Source organism: Thalassotalea sp. G20_0 (genome assembly GCF_017744175.1).
Taxonomy (GTDB): Bacteria; Pseudomonadota; Gammaproteobacteria; order Pseudomonadales; family Endozoicomonadaceae; genus Endozoicomonas.
In genome coordinates this window covers 193,409-211,174 of record NZ_JAGHQV010000005.1, presented here as the reverse complement: position 1 = coordinate 211,174, position 17,766 = coordinate 193,409, and the positions used below count along the sequence as shown (strand labels likewise).

At 49.5% G+C, this 17,766-nt stretch carries 14 protein-coding genes and 2 pseudogenes; 9 read left to right on the top strand and 7 right to left on the bottom strand.

Translation table 11 applies throughout. From position 1 onward, the window contains the following. From J7438_RS04885 to J7438_RS04870, 4 genes and pseudogenes are all read left to right on the top strand, one after another. A pseudogene (locus tag J7438_RS04885) lies at positions 1–187 on the top strand (hypothetical protein); the annotation flags it as partial. A 620-nt stretch (positions 188–807) separates the two neighbouring features. Then, a complete protein-coding gene (locus J7438_RS04880; RefSeq protein ID WP_209199826.1) occupies positions 808–1,077 on the top strand; it encodes a hypothetical protein in 270 nt (89 codons plus the stop codon). Positions 1,078–1,331: 254 nt separating this feature from the next. Continuing rightward, a complete protein-coding gene (locus J7438_RS04875; protein ID WP_209275648.1) occupies positions 1,332–3,395 on the top strand; it encodes a hypothetical protein in 2,064 nt (687 codons plus the stop codon). Positions 3,396–3,476: 81 nt separating this feature from the next. Beyond that, positions 3,477–5,972 (top strand): heavy metal translocating P-type ATPase, encoded by a 2,496-nt coding sequence (locus tag J7438_RS04870; protein WP_209275647.1) that lies wholly within the window; start codon positions 3,477–3,479, stop codon positions 5,970–5,972. 2 nt (positions 5,973–5,974) lie between these two features. Here the strand turns inward: J7438_RS04870 and J7438_RS04865 are convergent, their stop codons facing one another. Together J7438_RS04865 and J7438_RS04860 are read right to left on the bottom strand one after the other, a co-directional pair. Next, the gene (locus J7438_RS04865; protein WP_209275646.1) at positions 5,975–7,483 is read right to left on the bottom strand and encodes an ATP-binding protein; all 1,509 of its coding nucleotides are present in this window, start codon (positions 7,481–7,483) and stop codon (positions 5,975–5,977) included. A gap of 8 nt (positions 7,484–7,491) precedes the next feature. Next, positions 7,492–8,247, bottom strand: a complete 756-nt coding sequence (locus J7438_RS04860; protein WP_209275645.1) for a response regulator — start codon at positions 8,245–8,247, stop codon at positions 7,492–7,494. A gap of 383 nt (positions 8,248–8,630) precedes the next feature. Here J7438_RS04860 and mglB point away from each other — a divergent pair, with 383 nt between their 5' ends. The 3 genes from mglB to mglC all read left to right on the top strand — a co-directional run bounded on the left by mglB (position 8,631) and on the right by mglC (position 12,362). Then, positions 8,631–9,605, top strand: a complete 975-nt coding sequence (mglB, locus tag J7438_RS04855; protein WP_209275644.1) for a galactose/glucose ABC transporter substrate-binding protein MglB — start codon at positions 8,631–8,633, stop codon at positions 9,603–9,605. 162 nt (positions 9,606–9,767) lie between these two features. After that, a complete protein-coding gene (gene mglA / locus J7438_RS04850; protein WP_209275643.1) occupies positions 9,768–11,291 on the top strand; it encodes a galactose/methyl galactoside ABC transporter ATP-binding protein MglA in 1,524 nt (507 codons plus the stop codon). A gap of 42 nt (positions 11,292–11,333) precedes the next feature. After that, positions 11,334–12,362, top strand: coding sequence for a galactose/methyl galactoside ABC transporter permease MglC (mglC, locus tag J7438_RS04845; RefSeq protein WP_101744865.1), 1,029 nt, complete (start codon positions 11,334–11,336; stop codon positions 12,360–12,362). A 190-nt stretch (positions 12,363–12,552) separates the two neighbouring features. Here the strand turns inward: mglC and J7438_RS04840 are convergent, their stop codons facing one another. From J7438_RS04840 to J7438_RS27600, 5 genes and pseudogenes are all read right to left on the bottom strand, one after another. Beyond that, complete coding sequence (locus J7438_RS04840; protein ID WP_209199833.1) at positions 12,553–13,131, bottom strand: RING finger domain-containing protein; 579 nt, start codon at positions 13,129–13,131, stop codon at positions 12,553–12,555. Between the two features lie 29 nt (positions 13,132–13,160). Then, on the bottom strand, positions 13,161–13,499 hold the full coding sequence (locus tag J7438_RS04835; protein WP_286196415.1) for a sporulation protein: 339 nt from the start codon (positions 13,497–13,499) through the stop codon (positions 13,161–13,163). 37 nt (positions 13,500–13,536) lie between these two features. Continuing rightward, a complete protein-coding gene (locus J7438_RS04830) occupies positions 13,537–13,659 on the bottom strand; it encodes a sporulation protein (RefSeq protein ID WP_209199834.1) in 123 nt (40 codons plus the stop codon). 186 nt (positions 13,660–13,845) lie between these two features. Continuing rightward, positions 13,846–14,250: a hypothetical protein gene (locus tag J7438_RS04825; RefSeq protein ID WP_209199835.1), complete on the bottom strand. Its 405-nt coding sequence runs from the start codon at positions 14,248–14,250 to the stop codon at positions 13,846–13,848. Positions 14,251–14,457: 207 nt separating this feature from the next. Beyond that, a pseudogene (locus J7438_RS27600) lies at positions 14,458–15,381 on the bottom strand (glutamine synthetase family protein). A gap of 396 nt (positions 15,382–15,777) precedes the next feature. On the opposite strand from J7438_RS27600, the gene ald reads away from it, so the two are divergent. Next, complete coding sequence (ald, locus tag J7438_RS04810; protein ID WP_209199837.1) at positions 15,778–16,899, top strand: alanine dehydrogenase; 1,122 nt, start codon at positions 15,778–15,780, stop codon at positions 16,897–16,899. Between the two features lie 295 nt (positions 16,900–17,194). Then, positions 17,195–17,677 (top strand): OmpA family protein, encoded by a 483-nt coding sequence (locus tag J7438_RS04805; RefSeq protein ID WP_209275642.1) that lies wholly within the window; start codon positions 17,195–17,197, stop codon positions 17,675–17,677. Positions 17,678–17,766: the final 89 nt, after the last annotated feature.

The following is a 17,766-nucleotide window of genomic DNA, read 5'->3' as shown; positions in this document are numbered from 1 at the left end:
CCGTGTATTCTTAAACCAGAAAAAAAAGCCCTGCCAGAACCCAACGGCGAGATGGGTGTTTTTCTGTTTTCAAGGGGTTAGTGTATTAACGGTCAATAATCAGGAACAACGTGTGGTCGGTTTGAAGAAAAGACAACGGGCGATCATTCAAGTTTTAGGCATTTTATATGAGTCGGTATATTCCTGATTGGGGTGGTGAAAGGCAGATAAATGTATTCCTCACTATCTGGTATGCGATGGGGGAGATAATTGTGGTGATAACTCGGATGAGGGTGCGGATTTATGCACTCAGGACAAATGCAAAGAGTTAGGTCATGGATTCCGCTGTGACAACCACAAATGTATTTATATCGATTATGAGTGCGATGGGCATGATGATTGTTTTGATGACACGGATGAGCGGGAAGATTTATGCACTAAGGAAAAATGTGAAGATCTGGGGCGGTTTTTCTGTGACAACAAAAAGTGCATTAAGACCAAGGGGGTCTGTGACGGGGTATTTCGTGGGGATAATCATTGTGGTGATGATTCCGATGAGGGGCCGGGTTTATGCAATCAGAAAAAATGTGAGGAGTTAAAGCGTGATTTCCACTGCGACAGCAGCAGATGTCTTACTTGGGATAAAGTGTGCGATCAGAAAGATGATTGTGATGATCACTCGGATGACCAGGCAGATTTATGCCCTCAGGCCAGATGTGCAGAGTTAGGGCGTGATTTCCGCTGCGATATCAGCAGATGTCTTCCTCGGGATAAAGTGTGCGATGGGGCTTTTGATTGTTCGGATCACTCGGATGAGCGGGCAGATTTATGCGATACTTTTGCCCCCCGGCTTATGCCTGGTTTGCTTTACCCGCTGCTTTGACAATAGCCGCCTATGGAGTCTGTACCTATAAAAGCTATAAGGCCCTCAGGCAGGCAAATCCGGACTCATCAACAACACCGCTATTGTTGAACGCACTCAGGCATCCATTGCAATTCCGGCAGCCCCATCATCAACCCGCAGCTCCAGCGCAGCCGTCGACGGGCTCCGGGAGAGTCAATAGTCCGGTGGTACAGCTGGGGCGACAGAACGTTTAATGGCATAGATCAGGTGTCCATCCATCTGTGGCGGATTAGCCGCAGTGGACGGTAAATGACAAAGGTCAAATTCATAGCCAGAAGCTGTGCATGAGAACAAAAGTGTATGAAATTACCAGTCAATAGTTGTATGTCTTTTTTCTCTGGGCACGGTCAGTTTTACTGCACTCTAATTCATCATTAAAGTACAAAGACGTTAACCCAATAGTATTGACCTGATAAAAATCAACTACAATTCGATACAGGATTCATCAATGAATTCACCATCCAAGGTTTCCCTGCATCTCAGTGTCCTGAATTTGAGCCAGAACAGTTCATCCAATGCCGAGGTCACTGATATTTTACCCTTGCAGGATGGTTCAGAAGCTGGTGTGACCAATGCTCCAGCATTACACACCATTGGGCTGGCTTCTAAAGGAGCTCATATTACAGGCCCTTTATTACTGGATAGAACGACTTCTATTTCATCATCTGGTGATGTTTCCCTGCTATCCAGTGGTTTTCGGAAAAGACGGCAAGTCGATGAAGAAAACCATTCCCCAAAAGAGCACCATTCCTCCCCCCCTGAAATATTACAACAGGCCCATAAAATCCAATCCACCCTGGCAAATGAGCCTGGTAAACGTTTGACCATCCAGCATTTAACTAACCACACTGAGCTAACAATACCAGAGGCTGAAAAAGAGATTAACAGCTTTCAAAAAAAAATGGAGAGTGCCCAATATCACTGGAATTATGCAAAATCAAACATTGAACGTTTAGCTAACGATCACCATCAAATATTCAATACTTTACAAACCATTGAAGCCAACAAAAATCTGGGAGAAAGAAGCACTGTAAGATTTGAAAAAAAGCACGATAAGATTGAATCCATTCTGAAACATATCAGCAGGGAAGAAAACAAGACGATTATCATCGAAAAACTTTATGAGCAGCTCAAGAGGCCAAAGCATGACGTTGAAATTCTTTTTCAGCGTTTTATCTGCGAAGCGGAAAAACCGAAATCAGTACTTCATGGGGTGCTGACAGGTCTGTGTCTTTTCAGTGCTTTTGGCAGATACAGCAGTTTTATTCTTGATAAACAATCCACAGCCAGTGACATTATTGTGACGTTGATCGGGTCCTTCAGTACTGCTGCATTAACATTAGATGCAGTTTCAGCAGCACCTGCCAGCTGGCAAGAGTATTCAACAAAATTATCCCGGGCACAAAAAGCCTTCAATAAATGTTATTTTCCTGCATTATTCCTGGCCACGGCCAGCGACATGGCAAGGGTTGGCATTGCTTCCCATAAAGAATTTGGACTGACTATTGCCATTTTGGGTACTGCCTCAGAAGGTATTACCATGCTGGCCATTGGCTGTGAAGCGCTTAATCTTCTCTACAAAGCCGGGGAAATAATAGGCAAGGCAGAGCGATGCCATCTTGCTGCTGAGAATATTTTGACCGCTGATCTTGTTCAAACCGCTGCCATTGCTTCTCTGGTTTCGGCCTATGCCTTACCACTGGGTGTTGAACAATGGACCAATGATCTCCCGGAACTCATTCTGCCAGAATCATGGGCCTTTTCTTACGGGGCCCAGGCAGCAAAAATTATCATAATGTCGCCTCACGCACTGGTTAATACCATTATTGAAACTTATATGACGGCGACATTTTTAGTTTCAATTAAAACGGTAATATTTGAAACTGCACGTTTAACGTCTGCTTTTTGTAAGAAAAAAGCGGGCAAACAAACACAACTAACCGATTCAGAAAAACGTATCTCTGATAAGATCAATAAAATTCTCACCACGCTTGGCTCTGTACCAGACTCCAGAGTTGGCAAAGTCGCCCTGGCTAAAGCCCTCCTCGGCCTGGCATGCAGCTTAACCGTTGGCAGTTTTGCGCTTTACAATGCCTTTGTCTACCAAATGGGCCTCAGTGGTGATACACGGGAAAGGGCTGATACATTCAGACTGATGGCTAACGAAACTCGCTTTAACGGCACTTTGCATCCGGGTGTATCGCCTGATCAACTGGATGGATTAGCAAAATGGGCTGACAGAGATGCCACAATCAATGAATTTTCGGTCGGGACGACCATGACAGCCCAATTTATGGAAGCCTTCAGTCTGGTCAAGGCCGCGGGGATGGTTTTTGGCGTTGGTAAGGCACTGTATCAGAGATGCCTTGGCACTGAGCCTATGACTCCGGGCCAGCTGCGCACTGCACTGGAAGGGTCTTCTGAAGAAAAACTGGATGAAATTTTAGCCATTTTCCAACAACAGGGCTCACTGTCCAAAAAATTAGTAGAATATAAAATTTCAACGGTTTGACCAGCTAAGCCTTTACCTTCCTGTAAGGGGAAGGGTTATGCTGCATCAGTCAGTGACAGAATGGCCACAGGAGCATAATCCATGACCGCCATAGAAACCGAATTGCGATTGAGTGGTCTGCGCTGTGCCGGCTGTGTTGGCAAGGTAGAAAAGGCCCTGCTTGCGGTGACCGGCGTTACTGCCGCCAGTGTTAATCTTGCCGATCGCACTGCCCGGGTTGCCGGAACCGCCTCTTCAGAAGCGTTAGTAAGTGCAGTAGAAAGTGTTGGCTTTGTCGCTGAGCTTGCTTCGGAAGTTCAAACCTCGGCAATGGTTGCCATCGCAGCCATGAACTGTGCCTCCTGTGTTGGCAAAATTGAAAAATCACTGCAGGGCATTGATGGGGTTAAGGTAACCGTTAATCTGGCAGATAAAACCGTTCTGCTGGAAAATACCGGCGGTACGGATATTCATATAGAGATCCATTCCGTACTTTCTGCGCTGGAACAGGCGGGGTTTCCCGGCACGGTTCTTAACCTTGCAGAGGGTTCATTCGAGCAACAACAGGCTCAGCGGGAAGCAGAAGACAGGCGACGTTATCGCTATCTGCTGAAACATACCGCCATCGCCCTGGGCCTCGGGATACCACTGATGATCTGGGGAATGGTCACCGGCGAGATGGGCATCAACAGCCCTCAGGAGCAGATTGCCTGGGGTGTGGTTGGCGTGGTTACCGGACTGATTCTGTATTTCTCCGGTGGACACTTCTTCACAGGACTATGGCAGTCCCTGAAACATCGCAATGCCAATATGGACACTCTGGTGGCACTGGGCACCGGTGCCGCCTGGCTGTTTTCCATGATTGTTGTACTGTTCCCGGATTGGCTGCCCAACAGTGCCCGGCATGTCTACTTTGAAGCTTCCGCCATGATTATCGGCCTGATCAACCTGGGCCAGGCGCTGGAACTGAGAGCCAGGGGCAAAACCAGTGAAGCGGTAAAACGACTGCTTGGGCTTCAGGCCAGGACAGCACGGGTGATTCGTGCTGGCAAAGAGCTGGATATCCCTGTGCAGCAAGTGCGTAAAGGCGACACACTGCGGGTACGCCCCGGAGAGAAGATTCCGGTGGATGGCAGCATTGTGGATGGCACGAGCTTTGTGGATGAATCCATGCTGACCGGTGAGCCTGTCCCTATAGAAAAGCAGGCGGGTGATACCATTAGTGCCGGCACCCTGAATAAAAATGGCTCACTGTTGTTTACTGCTGAAAAAGTGGGCAGTGAAACGGCACTCGCCCAGATTATCGCCCTGGTAAAAAAAGCCCAGAGTGCCAAGATGCCGATCGCCCGACTGGCCGATAAAATTTCCAGCATTTTTGTTCCTGCCGTTATCCTGATTGCCCTGCTGGCGGCAGCTGTCTGGTTTTTTGCAGGACCTGAGCCCAGGGTTGCCCATACGCTGGTGGTCACCACCACGGTACTGATCATTGCCTGCCCCTGCGCACTGGGCCTTGCCACTCCCATGTCAGTTATGGTGGGAGTGGGTAAAGCTGCGGAGCTGGGCATCTTGATTCGTAAAGGTGACGCATTGCAGCAGGCCAGTAAACTGACGACGCTGGTTCTGGATAAAACGGGCACTATTACCGAAGGCCGTCCCACCGTTACTGAGATTGTCAGCCTGAAGCCATACACCGAAGTCGAACTGTTAACCCTGGCAGCCAGCCTGGAACAGGGCTCTGAACACCCCCTTGCTGAAGCAATTGTGGCATCCGCCCAGTCAAAACAAATAGCACTGAAAGCCGTTGAAAGTTTTCAGGCCATTCCCGGTCACGGCGTCTCTGGTAACGTCGGTGGTCAGGTATTGTTGCTGGGTAATAAAAAATTGATGGCCGACAATGGCTGCAACATCGAAAGCCTGGTCGATAAAGCGGAACAACTGGCAGAACAGGGGCAAACTCCGATGTTTATGGCGATTAATGACTGTCTGGCCGGGATCATCTCAGTTTCAGACCCTATCCGCGCCGACTCACAGGCAGCCATCAAACGGCTTCATAAACTGGGTATTACCGTGGTTATGCTCACCGGAGATAACCGGTTAACAGCACAGGCCATTGCCAGACAGGCGGGCATCGATGAGTTCCATGCCGAAGTTCTGCCTGAAGATAAAGCCGGGCATGTGAAAGAACTACAGCATCTTCTATCCGGGAGCGGTCATAAAGTGGGTATGGCGGGTGATGGCATCAACGATGCCCCGGCCCTGGCCCAATCCGATGTTGGCTTTGCCATTGGCACCGGGACGGATGTTGCCATTGAATCGGCGGATGTGACCCTGATGGGCGCATCTCTTCACGGTGTCGCAGATGCTATTGAACTCTCAAGAGCAACACTGAGCAATATCAAACAGAACCTGTTTGGTGCCTTTATCTACAATTCATTAGGCATACCCATTGCCGCGGGCATCCTGTTCCCCTTTACCGGCATGCTGCTCAATCCGGTCATCGCCGGTGGTGCCATGGCACTGTCGTCGGTAACCGTGGTGTCCAATGCCAACCGGTTAAGGTGGTTCAAACCATCAACGAATAAACATCAATTGTCATAAAATCAGGCGACTGGCAGTGTCAGGGTAACCTCCAGCCCACCCTCCGGATGGTTACGAAGTCTGAGGCTGCCACCGTGAATCCGCGCCAGGTGGCGAGCGGTGATCAGCCCAAGACCGTTACCATCGGGGTTCTTCTGACAGCCGTAGTCCAGCCGGAAATAAGGTTTAAAAATCGTTTCTTCCATCCCCTCTGGAATACCGGGCCCATTATCACGGACAGTAATGATGACCTGATCGGCTACCCGCTCAATATAAATATTGGCCGGTGCCCCATAAACAATCGCATTGCCAATCAGGTTCTCCAGGCACCGCTTAAGTGCCAGGGGTTTTCCGGTAATGTTATAACGCCCGTCACCCTCAGGATGATTCAGGAACGGTGTATGCAGCCAGGCCCTCTGCCCAACCGATTGGGCTGCGAGTGTAATGTCATTAAGCATTCTTTCCAGATCAACCACCCGGGGGTTTTCATGGATATCGGTATTGCTGACCACCTGCAGGGCCGACTTGACCATGATTTCCAGGTGTTCCAGGTCATGGATAAACGGCTCCCGCTGGGCGTCATCATCCAGCATTTCGGCTCGCAGCCGCAGTCGGGTAATCGGCGTTTTCAGGTCATGGGAAATCCCTGAGAACAGCTGTTTCCGGTCATTCATATAATGGCGGATATTCTGCTGCATCTGGTTAAATGCCCGGGCCGTTCTTTCATACTCCAGACAGCCCCGTTCAGGAATGGCCACAGGCTCCAGATCCCGCCCAAAATCGTTTGCTGCTTTGGATAACGCCGCAAAAGGGCGAACCATAAAATAGATAGCCATGGTCGCAAATACCAGCAGCACCAGCATCCAGATCAAATAAGAAGTTTGCAAAGGTGCCGGGGATGAGTCATCAGCCGAGAGAATGGATGAGTCTGGCATCAGGGTTGCCAGGTATAGCCACTCACTGTTTTCAAGCTCAACCTGAATCACCAGAACCGGCAGATCCAGAGGCTCAACCAATAACGTTTCCCGGCCACGATTATCAGGCAGATCCTGCAGCAGCGTTTGATTATCAAACACCTTCAGCGTTTCCGGTCGGGAAAAAGCCACCTCGACCCGGCCACTGATATGATTGGCGTTTTTAAGTACTGCCTTAAAGACATTCACCACCGTTTGATGGGCCAATGAGTTCTCATAAGGCACCAGTTTAATAAACTCCGGATTCAGGGTTATGAAGTAACGGGCTCCTCCCATGTAACGCAGTTTGTTGATAGCGGCCTTGCGGAGTGAGGCAGGCAATGTAACAAAGTATTCAGTAGTTGCCGACAGATGCAGCGCCACACTGGTTGATACTCTGGCAAGCGCTTCCTGCCGATCACTCTCGGTTTCCCGCTCCCAGAGATGATTCACCAGAAGCTGGGAGGTGAACACCAGGGCAAACATCACCATCAGGAAACGGCCGGCCAGCGTCCTTGGTGAGCACTCATGAAGCTGGTGTTTGAGGATTTGCCAATACTCTTTTATGACGCCGGTCATCCTTACGCTCACGAAAGAACAGGCACGGCGGCATCATGGGAAAATCGAACCTCGGTGGCCATCAGGTATCCGGCACCTCGCACGGTTTTGATGATCGCCGGAGACCTGGCATCATCACCCAGACACTGGCGGAGACGGCTGATATGGACATCAATAAAACGGTCGAGTGGATCTGAACCGCGTTTGCGGGTTTCGCCAGCAATATACTCACGACTCAACACCCTGCCGGCATTGTTCACAAAGAGCATCAACAGATTGTAATCAGCACCAGAGAGCGGCAGGGGCTCACCTTCCGTATCAGACAATGACCGGGTCACCATATCCAGGCAAAGACCATGAAAACAGCAAAACCGTGAAGGCGGCACCGCCTCAGCGGTCTGCTCACTGCGCCGGAAAATGGCTTTAATTCGGGCCAGTAGCTCCCTCGGGTTAAAGGGTTTGGCAAGGTAATCGTCTGCCCCGATTTCCAGACCAACAATACGGTCCATTTCATCGGATACGGCAGTGAGCATGATCACAGGGACTTTGGTAAAGGTTCTCAACTTCCGACAGACATCGAAGCCATCAATACCCGGCATCATGATATCCAGCACCACCAGCGCATTCCGGGTTTCTTCCACGGACAGTGATTGGAACCGTTCCAGAAAAGACTCACCATCCGGTGATGTTTCCACAGCAAAACCATGCTTTGTCAGGTATTCAGCCAGTAACTGCCGAATGCCATCATCATCATCCACCACAAAAATCCGGTGCAATGCCCTCATCGTTCCCCCTAAACATATAATGACCACGTCGTCAGGCAGGATTATCCCAATCAGCGCTGAGCAAAACTATTGATCCCTGACAATATGAACGTCGATCGACTTATCTTTTTATGATCACTTTTTTAACCCGGATATATCATAAACTGCCCCGAATCTCGCGCAGGACTTTGTCGCTCTAAGGGATTTTGCGAGGGAGCGCCGTACCGGGGAGTACGGTCGACTGAGCAAAACTCCCTTAGAGCGACAAAGGACAAGCGAGAGCGGGAGCACGTTTATGAAATATCCGGGTTAAGACTTTGTTACATTTCGTTGAGCTGCCTTACCCTAACAGCAAGCACTATTTGATACCATCAAAACACACAGAAATTCACCGAAGGACAACCATGCAAAAAGTCACAGCGCTGGCTGCCATGATGGCAGCGATGACCATTGGCAGTGCCGCTCAGGCCAGCACGACCCTTGGCGTTACCGTTTACAAATACGACGATAACTTTATGGCAAGCGTTCGCCGGGCTATCGAAGCAGAAGCCGACAAGGTTGACGGTGTTCGACTGCTGATGAACGACTCGCAGAACGATCAGTCCAAGCAGAATGACCAGGTTGACGTTATGCTGGCCAGAGGGGTGGATGCGCTGGCGATTAATCTGGTGGATCCTGCCGCCGCTCCGGTCATCATTCAAAAAGCCAAGTACGATGATGTTCCCATTGTCTTCTACAACAAAGAGCCCACCGCTGAAGCCCTGGCCAGCTATAAGCATGCTTACTACGTTGGCACTGACTCCAAGGAATCGGGCATTATCCAGGGAGAACTGATTGCTGAGCACTGGGCCAAAAACTCAGCCTGGGATCTGAACGGTGATGGCAAGATCCAGTATGTATTACTGAAGGGTGAGCCCGGCCACCCGGACGCAGAAGCAAGAACGTCCTATGTCATCTCTACCCTGAATGACCGGGGCTACCCGACGGCAGAACTCCATATGGATACCGCCATGTGGGATACCGCCATGGCAAAAGACAAGGTTGATGCCTGGATCTCTGGCCCGAATGCCGACAAAATTGAAGTGGTTATCGCCAACAATGATGCCATGGCCATGGGCGCTATCGAGTCCCTGAAAGCCGCCGGTAAATCCGCCATTCCCGTGTTTGGCGTTGATGCCCTGACAGAAGCACTGGCACTGATCAAAGGCGGGCAAATGCAGGGAACCGTACTGAACGACGCCAATAACCAGGCCAAAGCCGCTTTTCAGTTAGCCAATAACCTGGCCAATGGCAAAGGCGCAGGTGAAGGCACCAACTGGAATATCGAAAATAAAATCGTTCGCGTACCTTACGTGGGTGTCGATAAAGACGACTTGTGACAGGCAGGTTAAGGTCTGACTAACCCCTCGTTCCCACGCAGGAGCATGGGAACGAGAGGAAACCAGGCCAAATCTTTCAACTCCGTTTCTTATTCAAAAGAGCAGCCAGGCATTTCCGATGCCCTTGCCGGGTGCTCTTTATCTCTGAAAAGTCAGAATGCTATGGATACCAGCAACCATTTGATTAACGACAGTGAATGGCTTCTGGAAATGACCGACATCAGCAAATCATTTCCCGGAGTAAAAGCCCTGGACCGGGTTAATCTAAAAGTGCGTCCTCACTCCGTCCATGCCCTGATGGGGGAAAATGGTGCCGGCAAATCAACGCTCTTAAAATGTCTTTTCGGTATTTATGAAAAAGACGAAGGCAGTATTTATTTTCAAGGCAAGGCCACAGAATTCACCTCATCCAAGGAAGCACTCACTCACGGTGTTTCCATGGTGCATCAGGAGCTGAACCAGGTATTGCAATCCAGCGTGATGGACAATGTCTGGTTGGGTCGTTACCCAAAGAAACATGGTTTTATTGATCACAAAACCATGTACGACGAAACCAAAAAGATCTTTGACGAGCTGGATATTGATGTTGATCCAAAAGATAAGGTGGCGGATCTGTCTGTTTCCAAACGACAGATGGTGGAAATTGCCAAGGCATTTTCCTACAACGCCAAAATTGTCATTATGGATGAACCGACTTCGTCCCTTTCAGAAAAAGAAGTCCGCCACCTGTTTACCATCATTAATAAATTAAAAGAGCGTGGCTGCGGTATTGTCTACATCTCTCATAAGATGGAAGAAATTTTTTCTATCTGCGACGACATTACCATACTTCGGGATGGTCAATGGGTGACAACCCGGCCACTGGCAGGTCTGGATATGGACCAGATCATCAGCCTGATGGTGGGGCGGGAACTGACCCAGCGATTCCCTCAGCGGAATCACCAGCCGAAAGAGGTGATTCTTCAGGTAGAACATTTGACCGCCAAAAACCAGCCCTCCATACAGGATGTCAGCTTTGAACTCCGTAAAGGCGAAATTCTGGGTATCGCCGGTCTGGTGGGTGCCCGTCGTACCGATGTCGTGGAAACCATTTTTGGTATTCGCGATAAAAGCGCGGGCGTTATCAAGCTGCATGGAAAGACACTGGACAATAAGGATGCATACCAGGCCATCCAGAATGGCTTCTCTCTGGTCACCGAAGAGCGACGTGCGACGGGTATCTACGCCACACTCGATATCACCTTTAACGCTCTGATTGCCAATATTGAAAAGTACAAACAACGTTTTGGTTTATTAAGTAATCAGACCATGGGAGCGGATACTCAGTGGGTAATTGATGCCATGAAGGTAAAAACACCCGGTCATAAAACACACATCGGCTCACTCTCCGGCGGTAACCAACAGAAAGTGGTCATTGGCCGCTGGCTTCTGACCCAACCGGAAATCCTGATGCTGGATGAACCGACCCGGGGGATTGATGTGGGTGCCAAGTTTGAAATCTATCAGCTGATTCTGGACCTGGCCAAAAAGGATAAAGGCATCATTATGATTTCATCAGAAATGCCTGAGTTGCTGGGTGTCACCGACCGCATCATGGTAATGAGTAATGGTCGGGTTGCCGGCATTGTCAATACCCGGGAAACCACGCAGCACAAAATTCTTGAACTGGCTGCACGCTATCTATAACGCATTTTTTATTTACTGAAACGAACAAGGGGAGAGACTGCCATGAGTGTTGCCAGCAGTCTGACGGCGGGAAAACAACTGAGTGTTCTGCGCCTGGTAAAAGAAGGTGGTATCTATGCGGTGCTGCTGATTCTTCTGGCGGTGATCATTATACAAGAACCGTCGTTTGTAAGTTTAAGAAACCTCAGCAATATACTGACACAGTCGTCGGTCAGAATTATTATCGCCCTGGGGGTTGCCAGTCTGATTGTTACCCAGGGAACCGACCTTTCTGCCGGTCGTCAGGTTGGTCTGGCAGCGGTCATCTCGGCAACCCTGTTGCAAGCCCTGGAAAATGTCAACAAAGTCTTCCCGGAGCTGGGGCCACTGCCGATCCCTGCCGTTATCATGATTGTCTGTGCCATTGGTGCATTGATTGGTCTGGTGAACGGGCTGGTGGTCGCCTACCTGAAAGTGACGCCGTTCATCGCCACCATGGGTACGATGATTATCGTCTATGGCGTGAACTCCCTCTATTATGACTATGTGGGCGCTTCGCCAGTGGCCGGTTTTGCCACTCAGTTCTCCGAATTTACCCAGGGCTTTATCCGACTGGGTGACTTCCGGCTTTCCTATATCACCTTCTATGCGGTTATTGCCATTATTTTCAGCTGGGTACTGTGGAACAAAACCGTCTTTGGCAAAAACATCTTTGCCATCGGTGGTAACCCGGAGGCGGCCAAAGTATCTGGTGTCAACGTACCACTTACCCTGCTGAAGGTGTATGCGCTTTCCGGTGTATTTTATGCCTTTGCCGGTCTTCTGGAAGCTGGCCGTATCGGCTCTGCCACCAATAACCTCGGCTTTTTGTACGAGCTGGATGCCATTGCCGCCTGTGTGGTTGGCGGGGTGTCTTTTGCCGGTGGCGTCGGCAGTATCATGGGCGTGGTCACCGGCGTATTGATCTTTACCATCATCAACTACGGTATGACTTATATCGGCATCAACCCTTACTGGCAGTTTATTATCAAGGGGGGGATTATTATCTTTGCCGTAGCTCTGGATTCCATGAAATACGCCAATAAAAAATAGTCGATAAAACGACGATGTCGAAGCACTGGCTCAGCAGAAAATTGCAGATCAAGTCTGATCAAGGAAAGCAATCACAAACTCACCCAGTGCTTCAGGCGTTGTATCGGATACGGCAGTTAGCATAAACACAGGAACGTTGGAAAACTACCTGTCCAAAATCGTCGGCAGATGGTATCGAACTGCAACGCCATTACGGCCACAGCCTGGATGCGATAACAGCAGGCGTGACAGTAGCTGCAGCGCCAACAATGCCCGGAGCAATAGCAGCAGGGCCATTGATAAGGTAACTAAAGCAGACACCAATGCCTGCGTTTCTGGCACTGTTAATGACAGCGTTGCGTCTATCTTCATTGAGTAAGAGTTCAGTGGTACTCAGTAAAATAATCCGAGCCAAATCATCGGCAACATGGTTACCGTTAAGATAACTGACAGCGCAGTTATTGATGTTGAGGGTGATCCCCGCAGTTAAAAGATAACCGAAGTGTTGGTCAACAAATTCGTACACCCATAATGGTGGAGGCGACAAGGTTGCCAGACGGTCCGACAATCGCGTCGTTACACGGGCGTAATAAGTCGTGAATTCATCTGGCACAGTGTACTCCCGGCACATGGGACAGCGTATATCGTATTTGCCTGCCTGGATGATGCATGACCGACCAAAAACGTGGCCGCATGCCAAGGTAAACGGGGCATGGTGATCTGCGACTTCTTCCCCCAGATTGTCCAGGCAAACAGGACACGAAAAGGTTGAAATACTATCTGTAACCATAAAACTCCAAAGATAGCGTGCATCAATTTTTACATATTCAGACAGGGACTTTTGACATGGTCTCTGGATAATAGTTCAAGCGTGATTTTTTTATTGCCGTTATCATGACTGTCTGAGCCAGCGGCAGTAGCCCGGAGGCGGCCAAAGTCTCTGGTGTCAACGTTAGGGGTATTCTCAATAAGCCAGGATTTTGTTAAAGATTCAGGGGTAAGGGGTGTGTTATGGGGCAAAATAAAACTGGCATTGAATATTCGTTCTTCACCCGGAGCAATGATAAAGGTTTCCGGTAATGACCACTGGCTCAGAGAGCAGGTCTGTTTTACCTTTTCAGTCACGGTCCCTTCATCACCACCCTTACGCTTTTCCAGCTCGGCAAAATATTGGCAGCAGATATTCAGATAGATGTTATCTGTTGTTCAGCGCCCCCCCGTTAACCCGAATGGTGAAATCCACCCGTTTGCCCGGAATCAACTCTGGCTGCTCGAGCACGGCATCCACTTTTGCGGCACCTATCGACAGCGATGCCATTGCTTTTTTCAGTAGTGACATAGATATACAACAACGAAAAAACAGTAAAATCAGTCCAGGAGTCTGTGCTGCTGATCATTGATAAACAGAACACAATTCATATTGGCCAAAGTCGCCCATGATAAGCCCCATTTCCTACCCGTCAAACTCTCTTCACCGACTCAGCCTGGCAGCGAGTATCCCGAGTCATTCATTATTCTGACCAGGTTCCGGCAGGTTGTGTGCAGCTATATGTGCGTCAGTTTCTGCATAGGAGAGTATTTCTCTACAGCCACTCAGCGGACAGTTCACAAATAACCTGCCAATCTCATCCATGCTGGAAATATCGTAATTTTCCAGTTTCTTGTCATCGCCACACCGACGATTGGGACAGCGTTCTTCATTACTTATCCAGCACTGGTTACAAACCCGATGGCCGCAGACCGCAACTTTGGTACCCTGCAAAAAATAAATATTACACCCTGAGCACGTCGCTCTGGATGACAGAGTCTCCATAAGCTCTTTGTCATCAAGGCTCCTCTTGGCTATGTTCACCATATTACCTGCTGAAGTCACGACATAATCCAGTTTCATCCCGGGCATATAGCTCACTTATCAATGCTGTGTGATCGCAAAAAACCGGTGCCTTCAGTGCGCAGCAAGAATGTGTATACGACGATCTTTTCTTTTTGGCAGGCGGTAGTCTGGTATAGTTCTTTGCGATCACCAAGGAAGGTTGGTATTTCTCCATATACTGTACATCATGGGTCATTATCTGAAAGCCTCTCACAGGTTTCGGTCAGTTCAGTCCTGGCCAAATCATGCCGTTTTCAACATCCACTCCGTTTCCAAAGCCGTCACATGACGCTCAAAACCCTGCAGCTCGTCCCGCTTGCACAGGGTATAGAGATCAATGTATTGCTGACTGATATATTTAGAAAGCAGTGTGCCTTTAGCCAGCCTGGACAATGCCTCTGCAGGACGGTGGGGCAACAAAGGGTATTCGTTTTCAAGCCCGGGTGCTGCCTCCCCTGGTGGCGTCAGCTTATTCTCAATGCCATACAATATGCCGGACAGCACAGCAGCCAATGTCAGGTACGGGTTGGCATCGGCCCCGGCAAGGCGATGTTCGATACGGCGGTCGGCTCGCCCGCCAGCTGGTATTCTTAACGACACTGTACGGTTATTGTGTCCCCAGAAAGCGTGTAACGGCACATACATATCAGGAACAAGACGACGATATTAGTTTATATTAGGGCAGAGCAGTGCCACGGTTTCCGGCATCATATCAATGGAACCGGCTATGGCGTGCTGAAGAATCTTGCTGTCTTCCCCTTCTGCATTGGCAAAAACATTACCACCGGAATCATCCTGAAGACTAACATGAATATGCAGCCCATTGCCCGGCTGCTGTTCATAGGGTTTCGCCATAAAGGTGGCTTCATAGTTATAACGTCCGGCCAGTTCGCGGATCAACCGCTTCAGCAGAATTGCATGATCGCAGGCGGCGATCGCATCTTTGCCATGCTTGAGATTGATCTCAAACTGCCCCGGCGCAGCTTCTGCCACCGCAGAGTCAGCAGGAACGCCCCGGGCTTTGGCCAGCTGATTAACGTCATCCAGAAACCCGGCAAAATCCGCCAAGCCATCAACGGAGTAGAGCTGACTCATGGTCTCACGGGTGCCGGTCACAAATCCCAATGGCGGCTGTATTTTGCCTTCTGCCGAGCGCCGGGGATCAATCAGATAAAATGATAGTCAGCAAGTTCTGTTTTGAAATCTGGCATTGGTGGATCCCCTGGTTTTTTTTAAGAGCAAGTCCCACTTTCAGCCCCGTTAGCCTGTCGGACTCAAGACTGTCCTTCCCAGGCAATACTGACTTGCTCTGTTATTTTTTATGCCTTTTTTATGCCAATACTGCCCAGTCACTGAGTGATGTTCAATATATTTAACACACGTTAATTTACCGGCGGTTATCGGGCTTTATCTGTTATGTCTCCTGAACACAGAGCAAAAAATTCATTCAAAAATATTTTTTAGATTAAAAAACCAATAAAAAGTCATATTTAAGATAAAATCCTGTGAAAATTGATGTTAAATATTGTTATATCCCAATTTAATAGGATCATGGAGTTGAATATGCGGATAGGTATTCCCAAGGAAATCAAGAATCACGAGTACCGCGTAGGCCTGACCCCGGCTGCTGTTAAAGAGTTGGTTCACAACGGACACGAGGTGTTTGTTGAAGACCATGCCGGTAATGGCGTAGGTTTCTTCAATGAGGACTATCTGGCCTCAGGTGCCACAATCCTGGACACGGCGGAAGCGGTTTTTCAGGCAGCTGAGCTTATCGTGAAAGTAAAAGAGCCCCAGGCTGTTGAGCGCACCAGACTGAAACCCCATCACACACTGTTCACCTATCTGCACCTCGCACCTGATGTGCCACAGACCACAGACCTGATCAATTCCGGGGCAACCTGTATCGCTTACGAAACCGTAACCGATGCCCGGGGTCGATTGCCACTGCTGGCCCCCATGTCGGAAGTGGCCGGGCGCATGTCTATCCAGGCCGGTGCACGATGTCTGGAAAAATCCATGGCCGGACGCGGTATGCTGCTTGGCGGGGTTCCCGGCGTTGAACCTGCCAAGGTGGTCATTATCGGTGCCGGGGTTGTTGGCCAGAATGCCACCGCGATGGCAGTCGGCATGGGTGCCGAGGCGGTGGTACTTGACCGTTCAGTGGATGCACTGCGCTGGCTGGATGCCCAATATGGCAACCGTGTTCGTACCGTATACTCCACTTCCCAGTCTATTGAGCAGCATGTGCTATCCGCTGACCTGGTCATCGGCAGTGTTCTGCTGCCCGGAGCAGCAGCGCCCAAGCTCATCACTCGGGAGCTGGTTAGCAGGATGAAATCAGGCTCTGTTATTGTCGATGTGGCCATTGATCAGGGTGGCTGCGCAGAAACTTCTGTGGCGACCACCCATGCCGAACCGACCTTTATCGTTGATGACGTGGTGCATTATTGCGTTGCCAACATGCCCGGAGCGGTCGCCCGTACTTCTACCCTGGCACTGAACAATGCAACACTGCCTTATGTTCTTCAGATTGCCAACAAAGGCACTCGCAAGGCTCTGGAAGACAATCCATATCTGTTGGCAGGCCTGAATGTTTGCCGGGGTGTTGTTACCTGTGAAAGCGTTGCCCAGGCACAAAATCTGCCTTACAAATCAGCAGCCCTGGTACTGACTGAGATTTAACCGGTGCTGAAAATCCATGTCTGATGATTGCTGAATCCGGGTTGCACCTCCACACCTGTCGAATGCCCCGGGGAGTGGAGATGTGACCAGGAGACAGCACTTTTACAAGTGGCTCCCTGAGTCCTGCCGCTCATCCCTGAAAACCCGCGCACTCTGTCAAAAATCAGTCTTACTGACACCTGCCCAAAAGATTTCCCAACAGGCCCCTGCAACGGGAAAGCACAACACTATACTCAATAGAAATTCCCATAAAAGGGAATCAAACATCATTAAACACCATGGATGGAGAATTACCATGATAAGGCAACTCAAAATAACCGCCCTTCTAACAGCAGCCCTTCTGACCACAGGCTGCGGCTTAAAAAAAACCAGCAGCGAAATGGCCGCCAGTGATTACCAATCAACCAATAACGTTTTCAACTGTGATCTTCCCTTCTGTCTTTTTGAGGAAAAGACGCCCAAGGCCATATATTTTGACTTTGGAACTTCAGTTCTGGATATGGAAGATCGTAAGTTACTGGATACGGTTGCAGAACACATGGGTGATTCCAGGCGTATCGAACTCACGGGCTATACCTGCAAAGTTGGTTCAAGCCGGGCAAACCAGAATCTTTCTGAGAGTCGGGCCCTGGCTGTAAAAGCGTACCTGATGCATAAAGGTATAGAAGAAGAGCGCATTACAACGTCGGGTAAAGGCCAACACAGCCCTGTTACCCTCAACAACAAAGGAAACGACCGTTCGCAGAATCGTCGGGTTGAGATGAGGATCTTTCGTTAATCGTCTCTGATTTGATTGGACTACACGGTTAGCGAACTTCAAAAAGGTACCGGTCAACCGGTACCTTTTTTTATTTCCAGGGAAGGTAC